The 20,333-nt window shown below is 70.4% G+C and carries 20 protein-coding genes; 3 read left to right on the plus strand and 17 right to left on the minus strand.

Translation table 11 applies throughout. From position 1 onward, the window contains the following. Window positions 1–466 precede the first annotated feature (466 nt). Entirely contained in the window at window positions 467–2,659 is a 2,193-nt protein-coding gene (gene katG / locus ACZ4WH_RS16955; protein ID WP_468181046.1) for a catalase/peroxidase HPI, read from the plus strand. Window positions 2,660–2,790: 131 nt separating this feature from the next. Further along, window positions 2,791–3,330 carry a manganese efflux pump MntP gene (locus ACZ4WH_RS16960; protein ID WP_468181048.1) on the plus strand — a complete coding sequence of 180 codons (540 nt, stop codon included), beginning with the start codon at window positions 2,791–2,793 and terminating at the stop codon, window positions 3,328–3,330. 66 nt (window positions 3,331–3,396) lie between these two features. Here the strand turns inward: ACZ4WH_RS16960 and pqqE are convergent, their stop codons facing one another. From pqqE to ACZ4WH_RS17045, 17 genes are all read right to left on the minus strand, one after another. After that, window positions 3,397–4,539 carry a pyrroloquinoline quinone biosynthesis protein PqqE gene (pqqE, locus tag ACZ4WH_RS16965; RefSeq protein WP_468181050.1) on the minus strand — a complete coding sequence of 381 codons (1,143 nt, stop codon included), beginning with the start codon at window positions 4,537–4,539 and terminating at the stop codon, window positions 3,397–3,399. Further along, the gene (gene pqqD / locus ACZ4WH_RS16970) at window positions 4,532–4,861 is read right to left on the minus strand and encodes a pyrroloquinoline quinone biosynthesis peptide chaperone PqqD (protein ID WP_468181052.1); all 330 of its coding nucleotides are present in this window, start codon (window positions 4,859–4,861) and stop codon (window positions 4,532–4,534) included. The genes pqqE and pqqD overlap by 8 nt, the downstream gene beginning before the upstream one ends. Before the next feature lie 5 nt (window positions 4,862–4,866). Beyond that, window positions 4,867–5,565, minus strand: coding sequence for a pyrroloquinoline-quinone synthase PqqC (gene pqqC, locus ACZ4WH_RS16975; RefSeq protein ID WP_468181054.1), 699 nt, complete (start codon window positions 5,563–5,565; stop codon window positions 4,867–4,869). Window positions 5,566–5,718: 153 nt separating this feature from the next. Further along, window positions 5,719–5,814, minus strand: coding sequence for a pyrroloquinoline quinone precursor peptide PqqA (gene pqqA, locus ACZ4WH_RS16980; RefSeq protein WP_100829469.1), 96 nt, complete (start codon window positions 5,812–5,814; stop codon window positions 5,719–5,721). A gap of 47 nt (window positions 5,815–5,861) precedes the next feature. Next, window positions 5,862–7,571 (minus strand): PQQ-dependent dehydrogenase, methanol/ethanol family, encoded by a 1,710-nt coding sequence (locus ACZ4WH_RS16985; protein ID WP_468181056.1) that lies wholly within the window; start codon window positions 7,569–7,571, stop codon window positions 5,862–5,864. A 21-nt stretch (window positions 7,572–7,592) separates the two neighbouring features. Continuing rightward, window positions 7,593–8,054, minus strand: coding sequence for an MSMEG_3727 family PQQ-associated protein (locus ACZ4WH_RS16990; RefSeq protein WP_468181058.1), 462 nt, complete (start codon window positions 8,052–8,054; stop codon window positions 7,593–7,595). A gap of 246 nt (window positions 8,055–8,300) precedes the next feature. Further along, a complete protein-coding gene (katG, locus tag ACZ4WH_RS16995; RefSeq protein ID WP_468181060.1) occupies window positions 8,301–10,541 on the minus strand; it encodes a catalase/peroxidase HPI in 2,241 nt (746 codons plus the stop codon). A 44-nt stretch (window positions 10,542–10,585) separates the two neighbouring features. Continuing rightward, complete coding sequence (locus ACZ4WH_RS17000; RefSeq protein ID WP_468181062.1) at window positions 10,586–11,980, minus strand: LytTR family transcriptional regulator DNA-binding domain-containing protein; 1,395 nt, start codon at window positions 11,978–11,980, stop codon at window positions 10,586–10,588. Window positions 11,981–12,285: 305 nt separating this feature from the next. Further along, window positions 12,286–12,699: a hypothetical protein gene (locus ACZ4WH_RS17005; RefSeq protein WP_468181064.1), complete on the minus strand. Its 414-nt coding sequence runs from the start codon at window positions 12,697–12,699 to the stop codon at window positions 12,286–12,288. 30 nt (window positions 12,700–12,729) lie between these two features. After that, a complete protein-coding gene (locus tag ACZ4WH_RS17010) occupies window positions 12,730–13,110 on the minus strand; it encodes a protease inhibitor I42 family protein (protein ID WP_468181066.1) in 381 nt (126 codons plus the stop codon). Window positions 13,111–13,231: 121 nt separating this feature from the next. Further along, a complete protein-coding gene (locus ACZ4WH_RS17015; RefSeq protein ID WP_468181068.1) occupies window positions 13,232–14,815 on the minus strand; it encodes a peptidoglycan-binding protein in 1,584 nt (527 codons plus the stop codon). A gap of 11 nt (window positions 14,816–14,826) precedes the next feature. Further along, window positions 14,827–15,198 (minus strand): hypothetical protein, encoded by a 372-nt coding sequence (locus ACZ4WH_RS17020; protein ID WP_468181070.1) that lies wholly within the window; start codon window positions 15,196–15,198, stop codon window positions 14,827–14,829. 199 nt (window positions 15,199–15,397) lie between these two features. After that, window positions 15,398–16,015 carry a VOC family protein gene (locus tag ACZ4WH_RS17025; RefSeq protein WP_468181072.1) on the minus strand — a complete coding sequence of 206 codons (618 nt, stop codon included), beginning with the start codon at window positions 16,013–16,015 and terminating at the stop codon, window positions 15,398–15,400. A 239-nt stretch (window positions 16,016–16,254) separates the two neighbouring features. After that, on the minus strand, window positions 16,255–17,013 hold the full coding sequence (locus tag ACZ4WH_RS17030) for an SDR family oxidoreductase (RefSeq protein WP_468181074.1): 759 nt from the start codon (window positions 17,011–17,013) through the stop codon (window positions 16,255–16,257). A 2-nt stretch (window positions 17,014–17,015) separates the two neighbouring features. Continuing rightward, the gene (locus tag ACZ4WH_RS17035) at window positions 17,016–17,396 is read right to left on the minus strand and encodes a hypothetical protein (RefSeq protein ID WP_468181076.1); all 381 of its coding nucleotides are present in this window, start codon (window positions 17,394–17,396) and stop codon (window positions 17,016–17,018) included. Window positions 17,397–17,691: 295 nt separating this feature from the next. Continuing rightward, a complete protein-coding gene (locus ACZ4WH_RS17040; RefSeq protein ID WP_468181078.1) occupies window positions 17,692–18,192 on the minus strand; it encodes an SRPBCC domain-containing protein in 501 nt (166 codons plus the stop codon). An 86-nt stretch (window positions 18,193–18,278) separates the two neighbouring features. Next, a complete protein-coding gene (locus tag ACZ4WH_RS17045) occupies window positions 18,279–19,088 on the minus strand; it encodes a LytR/AlgR family response regulator transcription factor (protein ID WP_468181080.1) in 810 nt (269 codons plus the stop codon). 144 nt (window positions 19,089–19,232) lie between these two features. Between ACZ4WH_RS17045 and ACZ4WH_RS17050 the strand changes: the two genes are divergently transcribed. Next, a complete protein-coding gene (locus tag ACZ4WH_RS17050) occupies window positions 19,233–20,276 on the plus strand; it encodes a bifunctional class I SAM-dependent methyltransferase/NUDIX hydrolase (protein ID WP_468181082.1) in 1,044 nt (347 codons plus the stop codon). Window positions 20,277–20,333: the final 57 nt, after the last annotated feature.

A 20,333-nucleotide genomic window follows, 5' to 3' on the forward strand; every position in this document is an offset into this window, starting at 1 on the left:
GTGATACTCCCGGACACCAGATGCCGGTAGGGGCGATATGTCTCCTCGAAGAAAAGCTGCTGCACGCGTCGGCGAGCCTGCAGATCCGGGCGTGCCCGGTGCCGGTGGCGGCGAGGATGCACGGCCACGCCAAGGGCGGCGGCACGGAGATCGCGGTCAGCGACCATGGCTGGGCCGGCGCTCTGCGGGACGCGACGCGGTGGAACAGCGCACGTCCTGTCTGCGCGGGGCCGGCGTAGGACTCCGCCCGCCCGCCGCAACCCGCCATCGGGTTCGGCTTGCGTCGGAAATCGGCAGGTGCAGAAGGACCGCCCCTTCTCTCACGTCTGTCATGCGGAGTGCTCTGCGTGTTTCATGGAAAGTGTGGTCTGCCGTGCACGGCCACACGGACGCGGCACAGCGCATTTTCCAGCCGGTGTGCGCCATGGCGCGCTGAAGGAACACCGATACAGGAAGAAGGACGGGCATGTCCGGCAGTGAAAGCGAGAATCCAGCAATCCCTTCACCGACACCCACGCCGGCTCGGCGGCCCAGGACGATCCGGGACTGGTGGCCGAATCAGCTGGACCTTCAGGTTCTCCACCAGCACTCGCCCCGATCCAATCCGATGGACGAGGACTTCGACTACGCCGAAGAGTTCGCGACCCTCGACGTCGACGCGCTGAAGCGTGACGTCTTCGAGGTGATGACGGCATCCCAGGACTGGTGGCCCGCCGACTACGGTCACTACGGGCCGCTCTTCATCCGGATGAGCTGGCACGCCGCGGGAACGTACCGCATCGAGGACGGCCGCGGCGGTGGCGGCAGCGGCGCACAGCGCTTCGCCCCCCTCAACAGTTGGCCGGACAACGCGAGCCTGGACAAGGCGCGCCGTCTGCTCTGGCCGGTCAAACAGAAGTACGGCCGGAAAATCTCCTGGGCCGATCTTCTGGTCTTCGCCGGAAACTGCGCCATGGAATCCATGGGGTTCAAGACGTTCGGCTTCGGTTTCGGGCGAGAGGACATCTGGGAGCCCGAGGAGATCTTCTGGGGCCCCGAGGACACATGGCTCGGAGATGAGCGCTACAGCGGCGACAGGGAACTCACCGGTCCTTTCGCCGCCGTACAGATGGGACTGATCTACGTCAATCCGGAGGGGCCCAACGGAAACCCGGACCCGATGGCTGCCGCCCGGGACATCCGAGAGACGTTCGGGCGCATGGCGATGAACGACGAGGAGACGGTCGCACTCATCGTCGGCGGCCACACCTTCGGCAAGTGTCATGGCGCGGTCGACGCCAGTTGTATCGGCCCGGAACCCGAGGCCGCCCCCATCGAGCAGCAGGGCCTCGGCTGGCGGAACACCTACGGCAGCGGCACGGGCCCTCACGCGCTCACCAGCGGTCTGGAGGGCGCATGGACCACTGAGCCGACCAAGTGGGACAACGGGTACCTGGACAATCTCTACGGGTACGAGTGGGAGCTGACGAGCAGCCCCGCCGGCGCCCACCAGTGGACTCCCTCGGATCCCGCGGCCAGGAACACCGTACGCGACGCCCATGATCCGTCGAAGCGGCACGCCCCCATGATGCTGACGACGGACCTCGCGCTGAAGGTGGACCCGGTCTACGGCCCGATCACCAAGAGGTTCCACGAGAGCCCGGACGAGCTCACGGTGGCGTTCGGCAAGGCGTGGTACAAACTGCTGCACCGCGACATGGGACCCCTCTCGCGTTACCTCGGCCCGTGGATTCCCGAGCCGCAGCTGTGGCAGGACCCCGTTCCCGCCGTCGAGCACGAACTGGTCGGGGACGAGGACATCGCTGCCCTCAAGGGCGGAATCCTCGCCTCGGGCCTTTCGATCTCCCAGCTGGTCACCACCGCGTGGGCCTCAGCGGCGAGCTTCCGCGGCACCGACAAGCGCGGTGGCGCGAACGGAGCACGCATCCGGCTCGCGCCGCAGAAGGACTGGGAGCTCAACGACCTCCCCGAGGTGACCGAGGTCCTGCGCACGCTCGAGCGGATCCAGCAGGACTTCAACCTCTCCCGGACCGGTGGAACGCGGGTCTCCCTCGCCGACCTGATCGTCCTCGGCGGGTGCGCGGCCGTCGAGCAGGCCGCGAGGAACGCCGGGTACGACGTCCCGGTTCCGTTCGCACCGGGGCGCACGGACGCCTCGCAGGAGCAGACCGACGCGGCGGCGTTCGCCGTGCTGGAGCCCAAGGCGGATGCCTTCCGCAACCACCTTCCGGCGGGCGAGAAGCTGTCGCCGGAGACCCTCATGCTGGACCGCGCCAACCTGCTGACGCTGACCGCTCCCGAGATGACGGTGCTGATCGGCGGCATGCGGGCCCTGAACACCGGCTTCAAGGGATGCCCCCACGGTGTCTTCACCCATCGGCCGGGAATCCTGACCAACGACTTCTTCGTCAACCTGCTCGACATGGGCACGGAGTGGAAGGCGTCGGCCACGGACGAGAACGTGTTCGAAGGCCGGGATCGCGCCACCGGCGAGGTCAAGTGGACCGCCACCGCCGTCGACCTGATCTTCGGTGCGCACTCCCAGCTCCGGGCCGTCTCGGAGGTCTACGCGTCCCGGGACGCGGGAGAGAAGTTCGCACGTGACTTCGTGGCAGCGTGGAACAAGGTGATGAATCTCGACCGGTTCGACCTCGCCTGAGCCAGGTGCGCGTTCAATCAGCGAGCCTTTTGAGCGCCGGCCACCGTCATGCGAGTAGCGCCGAAAATACCGCGCGGAAATCGTCTTGACAGGTTTATTGTGCGAACCACCTGAGATAGTCTGTAGATGCCATGATCTGGGAAATACTTGTCCTGGGTTTCGTACTCAGTCTCGACAATTTCCGGGTATCGATCGCGCTCGGCACCGTTCCATTCGGTTGGAAGCGCGCGGTGCAGGTGGCGCTGGCTTTCGGGCTGTGGGACGCGGTCATGCCCCTGGTCGGGCTGCTGATCGGTCACCAGATCGGGGAGTCCGTCGGGGCCGTCGCCGATGTGGTGGGCGCGGCCGCGCTCGGCGGGTACGGCCTCTACCTCGTCATCTCCTCCCTCCGGAAGCCGGAGCCGGACGAGTTGGACCACCCGTGGGCGCTGTTCGGCATCCCGTTGACGCTGAGCCTGGACAACTTGTTCGCCGGGGCGAGCCTGGGGGTTCTCGGACTCTCGCCGTGGTTCTCGGCCGCCGCCTTCGGTGCCATGACGGCGGTGTTGTCGCTGGTCGGGCTTCAGCTCGGACGGGCCGCGGCGCGCCTCATCAGGATCCGCTCGGACCTGCTGAGCGGGGTCACCTTGATCATCGCCGCTGCGGCGCTGCCGTTGTGGTTCGGCGACTGACCCGCTCCGCCGGGAGGCGGGGCGGCCTACGGGGCGGGGAACAGTGGAAGACCGCCGATCCGCGGGTCAGCCCGGGCGGCCCCGACCGCCCGGGCGAGCGGCTCGTGACCGGGCGACAGGGGGCGGACCGGGTCGGTGCGGGCGGGGGACCAGCGGAAGACCATCGTCCCGCGAGTCGGCGTTGGCGGCCTCGACCGCCCGGGCGACCAGGTCGTGGTCGGGCGACAGGTAACAGACCGGGTCGGTGCGGGCGGCGTCGCCGGTGAGCAGGAACGCCTGGCAGCGGCACCCGCCGAAGTCCACCTCCCGCCGGGGGCAGCTCCGGCAGGGTTCCGGCATCCAGTCGGTCCCGCGGAACGCGGTCATCACGGGGGCCTCGGCCCAGATCCGCTCCAGCGGGTCCTCCCGCACACTGGCCCGCGGCAACGGCAGGGACTGGGCGGCCGGGCAGGGCAGGACGTCGCCGTTCGGCGTCACGGTCAGCAGCCGGGAGGCCCAGCCACCCATGCAGGGCTTCGGGTAGCGGCTGTAGTAGTCGGGGATGACGTAGATGATGTCCATACGGTCCCGCAACCGCTCGCCGTTGGCCCGTACGACGGCCTCGGCCGCCTCGAGCTGGGCCCGGCTCGGCAGCAGCGCGGCACGGTTCCGCCAGGCCCAGCCGTAGTACTGGGTGTTGGCCAGCTCCACCCGGTCCGCGCCCACCTCCTCGGCCAGAGCGAGCACCTCGGCGACGCGGTCGATGTTGTGCCGGTGCAGCACCACGTTCATGGTGAGCGGCCAGCCCAGCTCCTTGACCACGCCCATCGCCTCGATCTTGCGTCGGAACGACGGGATCCCGGCGATCCGGTCGGACGCGGTCGCTTCGTCAGCCTGGATGCTGATCTGCACGTGGTCCAGGCCGGCGGCCCGCAGTCGCTCGGCCCTCGGACGCGAGAACCCGAGGGCGCTGGTGATGAGGTTGGTGTAGAGGCCCAGGGCATGGGCGTGCGTCACGAGCTCCACCAGGTCCCGCCGCAGCAGCGGCTCCCCGCCGGACAGGTGGCACTGGAGAACCCCCAGCTCCTCGGCCTCGGTCAGCACCCGCAGCCACTCGTCGGTGGTCAGCTCGTCCTGGTAGTCGGCCAGGTTCAGTGGGTTGGAGCAGTACGGGCAGGCCAGCGGGCAGCGGTAGGTCAGCTCGGCGAGCAGCCCGAAGGGGCTATCCATCGGTGAGCTCCATCCAGCGCCGGGCGACGAGCCGGGCCAGGAACTGCCGGACCTCGTCGTCGGGCACGGTCTCATAGCGCGCGCCCAGTTCGGCCACGATCTCGGCCACGGTGTGGTGCCCGTCGCACAGTTCGAGGATGGCCGCGCCGCTGCCGTTCAGAACCACCACCGTCTCGGGGTGCAGCAGGACCTTACGCTGCCTGGTCCGGCAGAAGGTGAGCCGGACGTGGGCCGCCAACCGGGGCCGGTGCGAGCCCGACACCTCGACGCCGGGCCGGGTCGTGCTGGTGGTCTGGGTCGTTCCGGTGGGGGTCGGGTCCATGGTGGTCACTCCCGGTAGGCCTGGTCGATGGAGTCCATCAGGCTCCACAGGACGTCGCACTTGAACGACAGCGCGTCGACGGCGCGTGCCTGGGACTCGGCGGAGAGGCAGTGCGCGGTGACCACCTCGAGGGCGTGCTCGCTGTCACGGGGGGCCTGTTCCAGGCGGGCGCGGAAGTAGGCAAGGCCCTCGGGATCGATCCACGGGTACCACCGCTCGAACGCGGCGAGCCGCGCCGCCATCAGGTCGGGCGCGAACAGCTCGGTGAGCGAGGACGCCACCGCCTCCACCCACGGGCGGGTCCGGGCGAAGTTCACGTAGGCGTCGACGGCGAACCGCACCCCGGGTAGCAGGTGCCGGTGGTCCCGGACCTCCTCACGGGTCAGCCCGGCGGCCTCCCCGAGGCGCAGCCACGCCTCGATGCCGCCCTCGCCCGCGGCAGTGCCGTCGTGCTCGACGATCCGTCGGATCCAGCGGCGACGGACCTCGAGGTCGGGGCAGTTGGAAAGGATCGCGGCGTCCTTGCGGGGGATGTTCTCCTGGTAGTAGAAGCGGTTGGCCACCCAGCCCCGGATCTGCCGGCGGCTCAGCCGGCCGGCGTTCATCCGGACGTGGAACGGGTGCTGGTCGTGGTATCGCCGCGAGTGGGAACGCAACGTCTCGACGAAGCCGTCGGCGCCGGTCGTGGTGGTCGTCGTCGTCACGGCTCTACACCCCCCGGCCCAGCACTCGCAGCAACACCTCGGCACTCCGTTCACCGTTCATCGAGGGCCCGGGTCCGTCGCCGGCCCGGCCGTCCGTGGGCCCCCCGAGCCGTCGGGCGGCGCCGGACCGGGTCCGGCGCCGCCCCACATCCGCTAGTCCTCCAACCGAGCGAGGTACATGGTCACCTCGGCCGCGACTGCGATCTCGTCGAACTCGGGCGTCTCCCACACAGCGAGCTGAGACTCCATGGATTCACCTCCTCTCTGCCGGGATCACGGCAGGCTCTGGTCACGCGCTACGACGGTTCCGGGAGGGCGAAGGCGATCAGGGCGCTTCCGTGCCCCGCGCCGAGCATGCCGGGGAGGAATCCCTCGGCCCATCCGCCCCAGCCGACCGGCACGGCCACGTACTGCCTGCCGTCGACCATGTAGGTGGTCGGGCTGCTGTGGTGGCCGCTTCCGCACTGGAACTGCCACAGCAGCTCCCCGGTGCGGGCGTCGAGCGCGTTGAACTCCCCGGAGGCCTCGCCGGCGAACACCAGGTCACCGCCGGTGACTAGCGTCGAGGCACACATCGGGAGTTCGTTGCGCCAGCGCCACTTCTCCTCGCCGCCCGCGTCGAACGCGCTGACGGACCCGGCCATGTCCTCGATGTCCACCTGCACGCCCGCGCCCCAGTAGGGAATGCTCTCCTTGAACTCCCGGCGCCGCCGGGTGGCCGTGGCACCGGTGTCCTGGACCGGGACGTAGAAGAGCCCGGTCTTCGGGCTGTAGGACGCATGGGTCCATTCCTTGGCACCGGCCGGACCCGGGTAGAAGTGGACCGGTTCTCCCTCCTTGTCCGGGTACACCTTCGCCGTCACCTGTCCGTCCCTCGTGATCGCGCCCCATGTGATGCGGTCGACGAAGGGAGTGATCGAAACCCTCTCGCCGTTCGTGCGGTCGAGGACGAAGAAGTAGCCGTTCTTGTCGAAGTGCCCGAGCAGTTTGCGCCCGTCCTGCTCGAACAGGATGCACTCGGCGATGCTGTCGTAGTCCCACACGTCGTGCGGGGTGCACTGGTAGTGCCAGCGGATCTGACCGCTGTCCGCGTCCACGGCGATGATGCTGTCGGTGAAGAGGTTGTCGCCCTCGCGGACCGCTCCGTCGAAGTCGGGCGCCGGGTTGCCGGTGCCCACGTACAGCAGGTTCGTCTCCGGGTCGAAGGTGCCGGTGACCCAGCAGTTCGCCCCGCCCCGTGCCCAGGCCTCGCCGTCGGCGGGCCAGGTCTCCGAGCCGGGTTCCCCGGGCTTGGGCACCGTGTAGCAGCGCCACTGGTGCTCTCCGGTTTCGAGATCGAACGCGTCCAGGTGGCCGCGTACGCCGAACTCGCCGCCGGAACTTCCGACGATGACCATGTTCTTCACGACCAGCGGGGCGAGCGTGGCGCTCTCCCCGGCTCGGACGTCTCCGTAGGTCTTGTCCCAGACCCGCTTGCCCGTGGTGGCGTCGAGCGCGAGCACGCGGGCATTCGCCGTGACGAAGAAGACCTTCCCCTGAGCCACGGCGACCCCACGGTTCACGTTCCCGCAGCACAAGGACACGTCGAAGGGGACCGCGTGCTTGTACCGCCAGATCTCCACACCCGTCTTCGCGTCGAGGGCCCAGACCCAGCCGTCCCAGCCGGAGAGGAACATGACCCCGTCGACGACGATCGGGGCGGCCTCGAACGAGTAGGTCGACGCGCCCGCGATCAGGCCGGTCGTGCCGGCCTGGAAGACCCAGGCGGGGACCATGCGCTTGACGTTGTCCGTGTTGATCTGGTCCAGCGGGCTGTACCGCTGCCCGTTGTAGGCGCCGTAGTAGGTGAGCCAGTTATGGGGTTCCTCGCGGGCATTGAGTATGCGCTCGTAGTCGACGCCCGCCACTACCGGCGGCGCGACGTCTCCGCCCGGGGTCTTGTAGTTCAGCGTTCCCTGGTCGACAGCCTCACCCGCGTCGACGTAGTCGGCGTAGTCGACGGTCATGTCCTCCACCTCCTACTTCTGCTACGGCCGCGGCTGTTCGGGACGGTCGAGGCGGGCCTCCGGCGGAGCGTCCCCCAGGACCACGATGGAGCCGGTCAGCCCCCGGCCCTCGTCATTTCCCGTGGGTGAGCCGAACCAGTAGTAGCCCGGACCGTCCAGGTTGAGGTGCGCATGTCCGTGCGAATGGTTGACCAACCAGATGAACTTCCTGTCGCCATTGCTCGGCAGAAGTGCGCAGTGCGTGTTCATGTCGTCATTGACGAGCTCCAGCTCGATATCGCCTCCGTGGGGCATGACCAGAATAGAAGGATCCCAGGTCAGCTCATCCGGGTGGATACGAATTGTGGCCTGCATGCGGCCGTCCGGTCCCTCGGTGGCCTGCCCGATACTTCCGGTTCCCAGCACTTGCCCCAGCGCTGCTTTGTTCTGTGCGGCCAACCCCAGCTTGTCCAGCAGGTCGGCTCGCTCATGCGCGGTCGTCATCGGGGCTTCTCTCCCCTCATCCGAATTGCCCGGCTGTAATCGGTACTCAAGGTGCGCGCCACACCGAATGAATAACACCGGAAAGGATGAGAAATCAGTAGTCAAGAAACACGCTACGCCGGGCCTATCGCACCGACAAGGTGAGTCCTGGCTCGGGCCTGCTCATGCCGTTCGTCCGCGACCAGCTGCCGTTCGTACCCGATGTGCCACCGTTGAGAGCGGCCGGGCCACACCGCGACGCGTCGGTCAAGCGAGGTCGTAGCGATCGAGGTTCATGACCTTCGCCCATGCGGCGACGAAGTCCCGCACGAACTTCTCCCGGGCGTCGTCGCTCGCGTAGGCCTCCGCGACGGCACGCAGCTCGGAGTTCGAGCCGAAGACGAGGTCGACGCGGCTCCCGGTCCACTTGACCTCGCCGGTGGCGCGGTCGCGCCCCTCGAAGGTTTCCGCGGTCGCGGACGCCGGCTTCCATTCCGTGCCCGGGTCGAGCAGATTCACGAAGAAGTCGTTGGTCAGCGACCCGGGGGCCGAGGTGAGGACGCCCAGCGGCGACTGCCGGTGGTTGGCGCCCAGCACCCGCAGGCCACCCACGAGGACGGTCATCTCGGGCGCGCTCAGGTTCAGCAGGTTCGCGCGGTCGACCAGCAGGTGCTCCGGCGGCAGCCGGCTGCCCTTGCCGCGGTGGTTGCGGAACCCGTCCGCAGTCGGCTCGAGCGGGGCGAAGGACTCCACGTCGGTCCACTCCTGGGTGGCGTCCGTGCGTCCCGGACTGAAGGGGACCTGGACGTCGTGGCCGCCGGTCCTGGCGGCCTGCTCGACGGCGGCGGCTCCGCCGAGCACGATGAGGTCGGCCAGCGAGATCTTCTTGTCCCCGGTCCGGGAGCTGTTGAAGGACTCCTGGATCCCCTCCAGGGTGCGCAGCACCTGTGCCAGCATGTCGGGGTCGTTGACCTCCCAGCTCCTTTGCGGTTCGAGGCGGACGCGCGCGCCGTTCGCCCCGCCACGCCTGTCGCTGGCGCGGAACGTCGAGGCCGACGCCCACGCGGTCGAGACGAGCTGGGAGACGGACAGCCCGGAGGCGAGGATCTGGCTCTTGAGCGCGGCGATGTCCGCCTCCCCGACCAGCTGGTGGTCCACGGCAGGGACCGGGTCCTGCCAGAGCAGCGTCTCCCGGGGGACCAGCGGTCCGAGGTAGCGCTGGATCGGGCCCATGTCGACGTGGGTCAGCTTGAACCAGACCCGGGCGAACGCGTCCGCGAGCCGGTCCGGGTTCTCCAGGAAGCGTCGCGAGATCGACTCGTAGACCGGGTCCGACCGCAGCGCGAGGTCCGTCGTCAGAATCGTCGGGGCGTGTGTCACCGACGGGTCGTGGGCGTCCGGCACGGTGCCGGCCCCGCCGCCGTCCCTCGGGATCCACTGCCACAGACCGGCGGGGCTCAGCTCCAGGTCCCACTCGTAGCCGAACAGGGTCTCGAAGAAGCTGTTGTCCCATCTCGTCGGGGTGGGTGTCCACGTCCCTTCCAGCCCGCTGGAGATGGCGTCCGTGCCCTTTCCGGTGCCGTAGCTGTTCCTCCAGCCCAGGCCCTGCTCCTCGAGAGGGGCGCCCTCCGGTTCGGGGCCGAGGTGGGCGACCGGGTCGGCCACGCCGTGGGTCTTGCCGAACGTGTGGCCGCCCGCGATGAGCGCGACGGTCTCCTCGTCGTTCATTCCCATCCGCCGGAACGTCTCGCGGATGTCCCGGGCCGCGGTGAGCGGGTCCGGGACGGTGTTCGGTCCCTCCGGGTTGACGTAGATGAGGCCCATCTGGTCGGCGGCCAGAGGCTCCGCCAGCGCGCGGACGCCGGCGTGGCGTTCATCGGCGAGCCAGGCGTGCTCGGGACCCCAGTAGACGTCCTCGTCGGGCTCCCAGACGTCCGCCCGGCCGCCGGCGAAGCCGAAGGTCGTGAGGCCCATCGTCTCCAGGGCCCGGTTGCCCGCGAAGACCATCAGGTCGGCCCAGGAGATCTTGCGGCCGTACTTCTTCTTCACCGGCCAGAGCAGCCGGCGGGCCTTGTCGAGGTTGCGGTTGTCCGGCCAGCTGTTCAGCGGCGCGAAACGCTGCATGCCGGCGCCCGCGCCACCCCGGCCGTCGCGGACGCGGTACGTACCCGCGCTGTGCCACACCATCCGGATCATGAGCGGCCCGTAGTGGCCGAAGTCGGCCGGCCACCACTCCTGCGACGTCGTGAGCACCTCGTCGACGTCCCGCGCCAGAGCGTCGAGGTCGAGCGTCAGGAACTCCGCGGCGTAGTCGAAGTCCTCGCCCATGGGGTCGGCGACGGCAGGGTGCTTCCGGAGAATCGCCAGGTTGAGCCGGTCCGGCCACCAGTCGCGGTTGCTCGCGCCCCCCATCGCGTGACTGCGGTGCCCGGCCGGGGCAGAAAGGCCGAGGCCGCCCCCGCCCCCGACGTTCATCTCGCCGGCAACGGCGTCCGGACTGTCAGACACGGGACTCTTCCTTCCGGGAGCAGAGGTCGTGTGCCATGGGGCACTCAGATGTCCAGCGCGCGGCGCACGGCCGGCGCGTGCCGCCGGGAAACCGGCACCATCTCGTTCGCCGGGTCGTCCATGACCAGGGACAGCTCGCCCTTGAGCCCGCGCTCTATCTCCCTGATGCGGCTGAGATTGACCACATACCGGCGGTGCACCCGCAGGAAGCCGACATCCGCCAGCTCACCTTCGAGCTTGTCCAGACTCAGAGAGGCGGCTCGCAACCGCCCCTGATCGGTGGAGAGCCACACGTCGTTTCCCTGCGATTCGGCGAAGGAGACTTCCGGCAGTCGCAGCAGCACCATCCGGTTGTCCCGCATCGCGACCAGTCGGCGCGGCTGGGCCCGAAGGTGTGCCACCCCCTCCGTCTGGGGCAACTGCGCCCCGTCGGAGGCACCGAACGAGACCAGGTTCCCGATCAGGCGTCCGGATGAGAAGACGGGTCGGATGCCGATCGATGTCGGCTCGTCGGCGAGGTGGGCGAAGATCTGCGTCGAGCCGACCCAGTCAGGATTGTGGGCCGCCTGCCTAGTGGCATACCGGGCGGCGGTGATCAATTCGGGCAGCCCGGGGTTCCATCGCAGCGTGGGGTCGACCGCCGGGGTGCGTGCCGGGACGCCCAGGAGCACGCTGGCCATGTCGTCGGCTATCACCACCTTGCCCGCGGTGTCCACCGCGGCGAGTGCCGCACCGGAGCGTGCCCTGGCCTGGGTGTAGGCCGCGACCAACTCGGCACCGCTGTCCCGGGCGCGCCTCTTCAGGGGGCACTGGGTCATGGTGGCCGCGTTCGCCAGCCAGCTTTCCGTGGACGCGGGTAGCCGGCTGCGCCAGCGGCAGATGCTCAGGACCGCGATCGGTTCCCTGGTCACCACGTCGCGCACCGCGATGCCCGCGCCGACCCAGTCGTGGAGCGCCTGGCACCAGTGCTCCGCGCCCCTGATCGATACCGGGCCGTGCGCCTCGAGCGCCGTGCCCATGCCGTTCGTGCCGACCGCGCACTCGGACCAGCTGAACCAGGGCGCCAGATTGAGGTCGCCGGCTCTGGCGAGCGTGGCCTGGTCACCCCACTCGGCCACGATCCGGCCGGTGGCATCGGTGACCGTGACGACACCACCGAGGCTGCCCACTTCGTGGGCCACTGAGGCGGCACGAAAACCCAGTTCGGCGAATACGACATCGTGCTCGGGCGTATGGTCGAGCTCCGCGACGGCCACCGGAGCCTCTGAGAGGTGAGGATCGACCCGGTACTGCTCTCGGCAGCGGTGCCAGGAGATCGCGACCAGGGGCCGGACGTCCGGAACCTGGTCCTCGCCCTGCACGAACCGTTCCCACGCCGCGAGCACGGCACCGCCGTCAAGGTTCGCCGAGCTGGGCTCGAGCCGGTGTACGTCCCTCATGGTTCAGAACCACCTTCGGTCCATCCCCAACGCCCGACGGCATGAGCGCCGTCCGCGCCGGCCGCCGCTCGTCGCGGCGGGGCCCGCGGCGGACCGGGCCCTGCGTCGCGCGTCCTCCTGCTTCGTCACTCGTTCCAGGCTGTGGCTGTGTCACAGACCTGCACTCCCCACCCTAGGTACCGTTGGCGGCCTGCGCACCTACCTCTCCGGACCGCGTGCGTGCAAGCGGTCGGCGGGCTGCCATGAACGCCGACGGCGTGATCACGGCCCCACACCCGCCGCCGTACTCCGATCGGCTGCTCAGGTCACGTACGCCCGCTCCGCGCCCGGGTCAGCTGCTTCAGTTCGATGATGGTCGCGACGGCGTGCAGCCAGGTGGCCGCCGTGTCGTCGGCGGCGATTCCGCCCATGAGTTCGGTGCCGGCCCGCAGCCACTCCCGTACGAGGACGGCCGCCTCCCGGCGGGGCAGGGGCTCGGGCAGCTCCGCGGCGCGGGCGAGTCCGCCGGCGCGCACGGTGTCGGCGAGGAAGGCGACCGAGCGCGGCTCGGTGCCGAGGCGGTCGAGGACGACGGCCGCGGCCGCGGCGCCGTCGCCGAACAGAGCGGTGCGCCGGGTGCCGGGCCCGGCGGTGAGGCCGTACCGCAGCAGGACGGTGATGTCGAGCCGGGCCAGCTCGTCGTCCGTGCGGTCCGGCGGGTACGGGGCGTCGTCGTTCATGGCGGGGCCTCGGGTGTCTCGTCTCGTCGCTCAGTCGACGGTGACGGTGTAGGTGATGCGCTCGGGGGCCTGGGAGGGAGTGGCCGCCCCCGTGGCCGGGGTGGCGGAGGGTCCGGTCGTCTTGGGGGGCAGGGTGGAGGTGTTGCCCTGGCAGGTGGTGAACGTGCAGTGCAGCAGCGTGAACCGGGTGGTCCCCTTGCCCTTGGCCTCGAAGGCGAAGGTGAGCCGGCCGCCGGCACCGGGCATCGGCTCGTCGCCGGAGTCCGACGCGTGGTCCTGGCCGCGGCTGACCAGCACCGAGCTGTCTGGCTTGGGGTCGACCAGGTACCAGTACTCACGGGTGGAGGCGTTCTGGTGGACGGTGATCGTGAATCGCTCACCCGGCTCGGCGGTGATGCTGGTGTCCTTCACCGGGTGGCTGGTCGGACGGCCCGCGGTGCTCGTGGAGCCGCCGGCCGGTTCGTCGGTGCCCGAGCCGCAGCCCGTGGCGAGGGCGAGGAGCGCGGCCGCCGCGATCGCGGCACCGCCCCTGCTACCGCGGAAGATAGACGCTGTACGCGTTGGGGAGATCACTGGTGGAAGCCTTGCCCATGTGGCCGTTGATGAAGTCGTCCTCGCTGACCCAGGTGGTCGAGCCCCAGGGGTTGTACACCTGAAGCATGTCACCCTCCTGGGCGATGATCGTCATCGCGTGGGCGCCCTCCTTGCCCGAGACGTCGACCGGCACCGGCCGCCCCTGCGCCACCGACTTCTCGACCTCGGTGAGGACCGCCCTGCGGTCGGCGGCGCTGTTCAGGTCCTGGCGCTCGTAGTCACTGCCGGTGGCACTGCCGACGGCGGTGTCGTTGATCCGTTCCTGCCCCTCGGGTCCCATGCCGCCCCAGTTCTCGCCGCCGTCGCCTTCGGTGTGCAGCCGGTGCTGTTCGGCCACCAGGCGTTGCTTGAAGGCGTCGGGGTCGTCCTGCTGCCCGTCGGGGCCGCCGGTGAGGTCGAGCGCGTACAGGGGGTCGACCATGGCGCGGGACGTGACGGTGGACGAGGCCACGCAGGTGCCCTCGGAGCCGTCGCCGCCCTGGATCCAGCGCTGGCCGTCGAACGTGACGTAGTCCTTGTTGTTGTTCGAGCCGTCCGGCGCCAGGCCCTCGTCCTTCATGCTGTCCGCGCCGGTGACCACCGGAGTGAGGTGCCGGCGCAGCCAGGCGGGGTCCTTGCCGTGGATCTTGTTCTGGAACGTCCCGATCTCGGCGACGCTGTGGCCGGCGGCCAGGGCCTTCATCAGGTAGGCCCGCTCCTGGGGGCTGTCCGACTTCGCCAGCATCCGCTCCATGGCCATCTCGTCGTCGAGGCTCAGCAGGTCCATCCGCGCCGAAGCGCGCTCCAGGTCGCCGGCCTTGAGGATCTCGTTCAGCTCGGCGTCGGCGCCCGCGACGCCGGTGTCGGCGAGCATCACCTTGTCGGCGGCGGTGAGTTCGCTGGTCTCCATCTTCCCGGCCCGTGCCTCGGCGGCCCACTTGTTCAGGTCCCGGGCCGCGACGCGGGTGGCCTCCTGCGCGTCGGCCACGGCGGCGTGCATCAGGTCGACCGCGTAGGAGCCGAAGTGGGCGGCGTTCTTGCGGTCCCACTCCTCCTCGTCACTCTCGTGCAGGTCGTCGAAGAAACCGTCCTTGCCGCCGAGCGTCCTCTTCTGCTCCAGCAGCTGTCCGCGGCCCTGCTCGTCCTTGCGCTGCGCGGCGCCGATCGCGTCGGCCAGCGTCAGCAGCACCGTCGCGCACCCCTGGAACGCCTCGCTCATCTGGGTCACGGACCGCCCGACGGCGTTCACCACGTCGGAGGCGAGGACGCTCGTGTCGCCGACCCACACCTCCGGAAGACCCTTGCGACCCACCCGGTCGACCTGGTCGAAGACGCTGCCGACCTGGTCGACCTGGCCGCGGTAGAGCATTGCCAGGCCCTCCAGCACGCCCGGGTCGCCACCCGGTTCGGGCACCGAGAGGGCGTCGTCGATCAGGTCGAGAAGCTCGTTCTTGCTGCCGGCACCGAGCATCTTCTTGGACAGTCCGGCGAGCCACGCGAGGCGGAAGGAAGGGGAGTCGAGGGGAGAGGAGAAGAACGACACCGGCCCGTTCCTCAGTAGCTCGACAGGGCCGAGGTGCGCCCGCCCTGCGTCGATGTGTCGGTGAGGCCGCTCGTGCCGCCGACGGGGACGCTGTCCGCGTTCGCCTTCACCAGGCCGTCGGTGCCGTGGTAGGTCTTCTTGGCCAACTGCACCTTGCCGCCCAGCTCGTGCAACGCCGACGCCAGTGTCTTGGCCTCCGCCTCCCAGGCCTTGACGAACGCGTTCAGGGCCGAGGCGGCGTCGTCGCCGCCGACATCGCCGTACGAGTAACTCGTGCGGGACCTGACGGCCGAGCTGACGCCGTCCATGTCCGTGCCGGCGCTGTCGAGTTGCTGGGCCTGGCCGGTCATGCCTGCCTTGACCTGGTAGCCGTCCGAGCCCACCGTGTCTCCCCCGTATGCGTGCGATCGTGACCGCGGGCAGGCTAACACGCACTGTATACAGGGAGATCACACGTCGTCCGCCACACACATCTCCTGCACATCGTCAGTGGAGGAGGCGGGACCGCCGGTCCACGCCGAGTGAGCGGCTGATGCGTACCGCTTCGTGTCCGGTTCCCTCGCCGGACCGTTGTCCGACCGCTCAGGAAGGCGGTTCCGTGCCGGACTGTTCGCTGACCATGTACCGCGCGTACCAGTCCGGCCAGTCCGGGTCTTCCGTGCCGGTGCGGGCCTCGTGTTCGCCGTGCGCCGCCGCGGCCCGACGCAGGGCGCGGGCAAGGTCGTCGGCCGAGGAGAACGAGGTGGTCGCGGGGTCCAGCCGGCCCGGGAGCCGGGTGGTGACCTCCTGGAGGAACCAGCCGTTGCCGTCCGGGTCGCTGAAGGTCAGGTAGGAGGCGTAACTGCTGCGTTCGGGATCAGGACCGGGAACCCTGCCTTCGGTGCCGGCGTGGTGGAAGATGCCGCCGGCGTCGTGGAACACGTCGCTCGGGTCGGCGCCGCGTCGTGTCAGTTCGTCATGGGCGGCCTCGATGTCGTCGACGATCAGGTACAGGCCGTGGGCCGAGCCCGGGGGCCGATCGGTGACCGACGCGCCGAAGATGACCGACGCCGGGGAACCCGGAGGGGTCACCTGCACCACCCGGAAGTCCTTCTCGGGGGCGAAGTCCGCGTCGAGCCTCCAGCCCAGGGCGGTGTAGAAGTCCTTGGCCCGGTCGACGTCGGACACCGGCACCACGACGATCTCGAGTTTCATGTCCATGGCTTGCGCTTCCCGTCTCGGAGCGGATAACGGTGACCGGAGTCGGGGCTGGGGGGGGAGACATTTCCCGGCACCCGGAACGGGCTGCGAGCGCGTCGTCCCACGCCCGGCGTGGCGGCGCCCTGATGCCACGACGCCCTGACGTCCTGACGTCCTGACCGACCGGCTGTGCCGTGTTCCAGCTTAGACACGCGCGCGAGCGGGCCGCATGTGGACGTTCGCCCGGTGGCCGACAGATGTCAGCGTGCTACCAGTTGCTGGCCGCCGTCGATGTCGTACGTCGCGCCGGTGAGCGCCCCGTTGGTCATGATGTGCAGCGCGAGGGCGGCGACGTCCGCCGGTCCGACCACCCGGCCGATGGGCAGTGTCCTTCTCAACTCCTCGCGGCGAGCCTCCAGTCGGTCACCGAGGAGGGAGGCCGACAGCGGGGTGTCCACGAACCCGGCCGCGATCAGGTTGACCCGGACCGGGGCGACCTCCAGTGCCAGGTTGGCGGTCAGCGCCGGCAGCGCCGCGGTGAGGGCGCCCGTCACGGCCATCCCGGCGGCGGGCCGGCGACCGCCCGTGCCGCCGATGAACAACAGCGTTCCCCCGGCCCTGACCTTTTCCCGGCTCGCCCGCGCCACCGCCAGCATCATCGCGAGACGCCCGCCGAAGTCACGCCTCGCGTCGGTCAGGTCGAGTTCGGCGAGAGGGGTGTACGACGGGTTGCCCGCCGTGACCATCACATGGTCGACCTGACCGGGCAGCTCCCCGAGAAACCGCTCCAGGCGGTCGGTGTCCTGGGCGTCGAACGCGGCCGTGCTCAGGGGGTTCAGTTCGTCCGCCGCCCGCCGCAGACGTTCGGGGCCGCGCGCCACGAGCACCAGCTCGCCGTCGGCCGCGCGCACCTGGCGCGCGGTCTCCAGGCCGATGCCCGCGCTGCCTCCCACCACCACGACCGTCTGCCCGGCCAGTGCTCCGCGCGCTGCGCCGGACCGGGGTCCTTCTTCGGTCACGCTCACAGGCTGTCACCGCCGTCCGCGCCTGGTTCCCGTACGGCCTTCCGTTCGCCGCCGCACATGTCGCCTCCGCACATGTCGCCTCCGCGTTGTCCCGCCTCTGCTCTTCCTACGGGGAGTCGAGGTCGGTGTTCGCGAAACCGCGTGACGTAGTCGTTCGCCGTCGTCTGGTGGTGGGGCACGCTGAAGACGCGGAAGCCCTGGCCGCGGGCCGTGGCCAGCATGGTGCGCATGTGGTCGAGCAGGCCGACGCCTTCCGCGACCTCCTTCGTCCGCGGCCACAGCTTGCCGCCCTCGGACAGGAAGTCGTTGTACGGGTCGATGATCAGAAGAGCGGTTCCGTCCGGGGAGTACAGCGCTTCAGAAGTCTGAGAAGTCATGGACAGTTTCCATCCGGCCGGCGAACGGGCAGGCCCCCAGCCGGCTGCCGCGGGCCTCCGGCTCCGAGGCTTCAGTCTGGCACTCGCCCCGCGGAACGGCATCCGCGCCGATGGGCCAGGTGAGCCGGACCGGGGGAACGCCGACTGCGGAGGGTGGGCAGCGGAGGGGAGCCACCCGGGCACTCTCCGTCACCGGCGGCGCGCTCCCCCGGCGACGACCCTCCCAACGCCAAGCTGTGACACGAGGGCGTCCGGACGTGGTGGTGGCACCGGTCGGATGACCCGGTACCGGGTCTCAGGACCGGACGTGCAGGCCCCGGTGGCGGTCGGGGTTCACGACCGTGGACAGCCCGTTGAGCAGTAGGCGCGTGCCGCCGCGGAGGTGGGCGATGTCCTGGGTGCCGTCCCCGGTGGGCACGAGCCAGGTGTACTGCTCGGTCCAGGTCATGCGGGAGCCGGCGGGCTCGTCGGCGAGTTCCACGGTGACGAGGGAGATCCAGCGGCGGCTGCCGTCGACCTCGGCCTCGTAGACGTAGACGATCCGGGTGTCCGGGACGATGTCCAGGAACCGGGAGCGGTAGGCGAGGTGCTCCTCGGTGTCACCGGAGACGAAGACGTTGCGGGCGGTCTCGCCGGCGCCGACCCGGAAGTCGAGTGCGTGCTCGGCGGTGGCGGACCCGCCGGGGAGGCGGAACCAGCGGCGCCGCAGGGACGGGTCGGCGAAGCCTCGGAAGACCTCGGACCGAGGCACCGTGAAGTCCAAGTCCAGGGAGAACGAGCCGTGTTGGGCGCTCATGGGACGAACCTAACACGCGTGGCAGTGTCGACAAGCGACGGCGCTCCCCGCACCCGGCCCCGCCGAAACGTCCGCGTGACCTTCGCTCAGCGCATCCGGCCCGTCGCGCGGCCCGCCAGCAGATCGCGGAGTTCGCGGGCGTTGCGGCGGCTGACGGCGAGTACCCGGTCACCGATGCGGACGCTCACGTTGCCGCCGTCCAGGCGGAGTTCCTCGATCCGGCCGAGGGCGACGAGCCGGCTGCGGTGGATCCGGACGAAGCCGCGCGAGCGCCACTGCTCCTCCAGGGTGGACAGCGGTATCCGCACCAAGTGGCTGCCCTGGCCGGTGTGCAGCCGGGCGTAGTCGCCCTGCGCCTCGACATGGGTGATGTCGGCGAGGGGCACGAACCGGGTCACCCCGCCCAGTTCCACGGGCACCTGGTCGCCGGGGGCGGGTGCCGCGGGCCCGGGCGGGGCGGGGGCGGCCGGGCGGGGGCCCTGTCCGGCCCGGACCAGCTCGGTGACCCGCCGTACGGCCTCGGCGAAGCGCTCCTTGCGGAGCGGCTTGAGCAGGTAGTCCACCGCCTTGAGGTCGAAGGCGCGCACGGCGAAGTCCTCGTGGGCGGTGACGAAGACGACGAGCGGCGGAGCGGCGAACCCGCCCAGCAGCCGGGCCAGTTCGAGGCCGCTCAGGCCGGGCATGTCGATGTCGAGGAAGACGACGTCGAAGCCCTCCGTGCCGTCCGGGCTCTCCGCCATGGCCCGGCTCAGCCGGCGCAGCGCCTCGGTGGCCTCCAGGGCGGGCACGGCGGTGCCGACCCGCGGGTCCTCCCCCAGCAGGTAGACCAGCTCTTCGAGTGCGGGTTCCTCGTCGTCCACGGCCAGGACGCGCAAGGGCACGTCGGTCACCCTCATGTCCGGCGGCTCCTCTCGTCCTCGACCGCTCTCCCATGGTGGTCCCGCCGACGGGCGCCGTCGAGATCGCGGACGGCGGTGTGTCCCGGCCGTGACCCGGCCATGATCCCCTTGTCCGTGTATCGACCGGCACGAGGAGGTCCGGTGGCACATCTCAAGCCCGAGGAGTGGGACGCGCACTACGCGCGCGGCGGCCGGTTCCGGCCCCTGGGTCCCGCCGAGCGCCGGCTGCTCGCCGAGCACGTCCCGGCACCGGCGGGCGGGCGCTGCCTGGACGTCGGCTGCGGGCTCGGCGAACTCGCCCGCCACCTGGCCGCGTCCGGGTACCTGGTGGACGCCGTCGACTGGTCCGCCGTCGCGCTCGCCGAGGCCCGCGGCGCCGCCGGGACCGGGGTGACGTACCGGCGGCTGGACATCGAACGCGACAGCCTCGGCCGACTCCCGCACGACACGTACGACTTGATCACCGTCCGGCTCGGCTGGGCGTTCGTCCGCGACCGCACCCGGGTGCTCGGCCGGCTGCGGGAGCGGCTGCGTCCCGGCGGCGCGCTCTGCGTGATCACCCCGGTCGTGGACGCCGTACCGGAGCGGGAGCGGGGCGTGGCCCTGGACGAGGAGGAGATCGGGCTGCTGTGCGCGGGCTGGGAGTCCGCCGGGCGGTACGACGCCGACGGCCTGGCCATGCTCGTCCTGCGCGGCCCCGCTCCCGCCGCGCTGGTCTGCGCCGGCAAGGGCCGGCCCGCTCCGCACGCGCTGACCGGTGCCGGTGTCGTCGTCACGGACGCGGCGGGACGCGTGTTGCTCGGCTGGTCGGTGCGGGGTGTCTGGGAGCTGCCCGGCGGCAAGAACGAGCCGGGCGAGGACTTCGCCGCCGCGGCCGTGCGGGAGCTGGAGGAGGAGACGTCCCTGAAGGCCGACCCCGGCGGCGCGCGGGTGCGGGCCGTCCTGATGGACTCCGTGGACGGCATGCCCCGGGTGACGGCCGCCGTCCAGGTCACGGCGTTCACCGGCGAGCCGGTCGTCACCGAGCCGCGCCTGATCCGCCGCTGGGAGTGGCACGAGGTCGCCGACCTTCCCGGCCTCGCCCGACCGCTGTTCACGCCGAGCGCGCATGTCCTGGACACGGTGTGGCCGGAACTGCTGCCGGGCCTGCCGCCGGTACACCGATACCCCCTCGCCGAGGGCTGAGTTCACCCCCGCGCGCATGCCCCGGGGCCGCCCCGGCGCACCGGTGCCCGGTCGTCG

Source organism: Streptomyces sp. NPDC029138 (assembly GCF_055564375.1).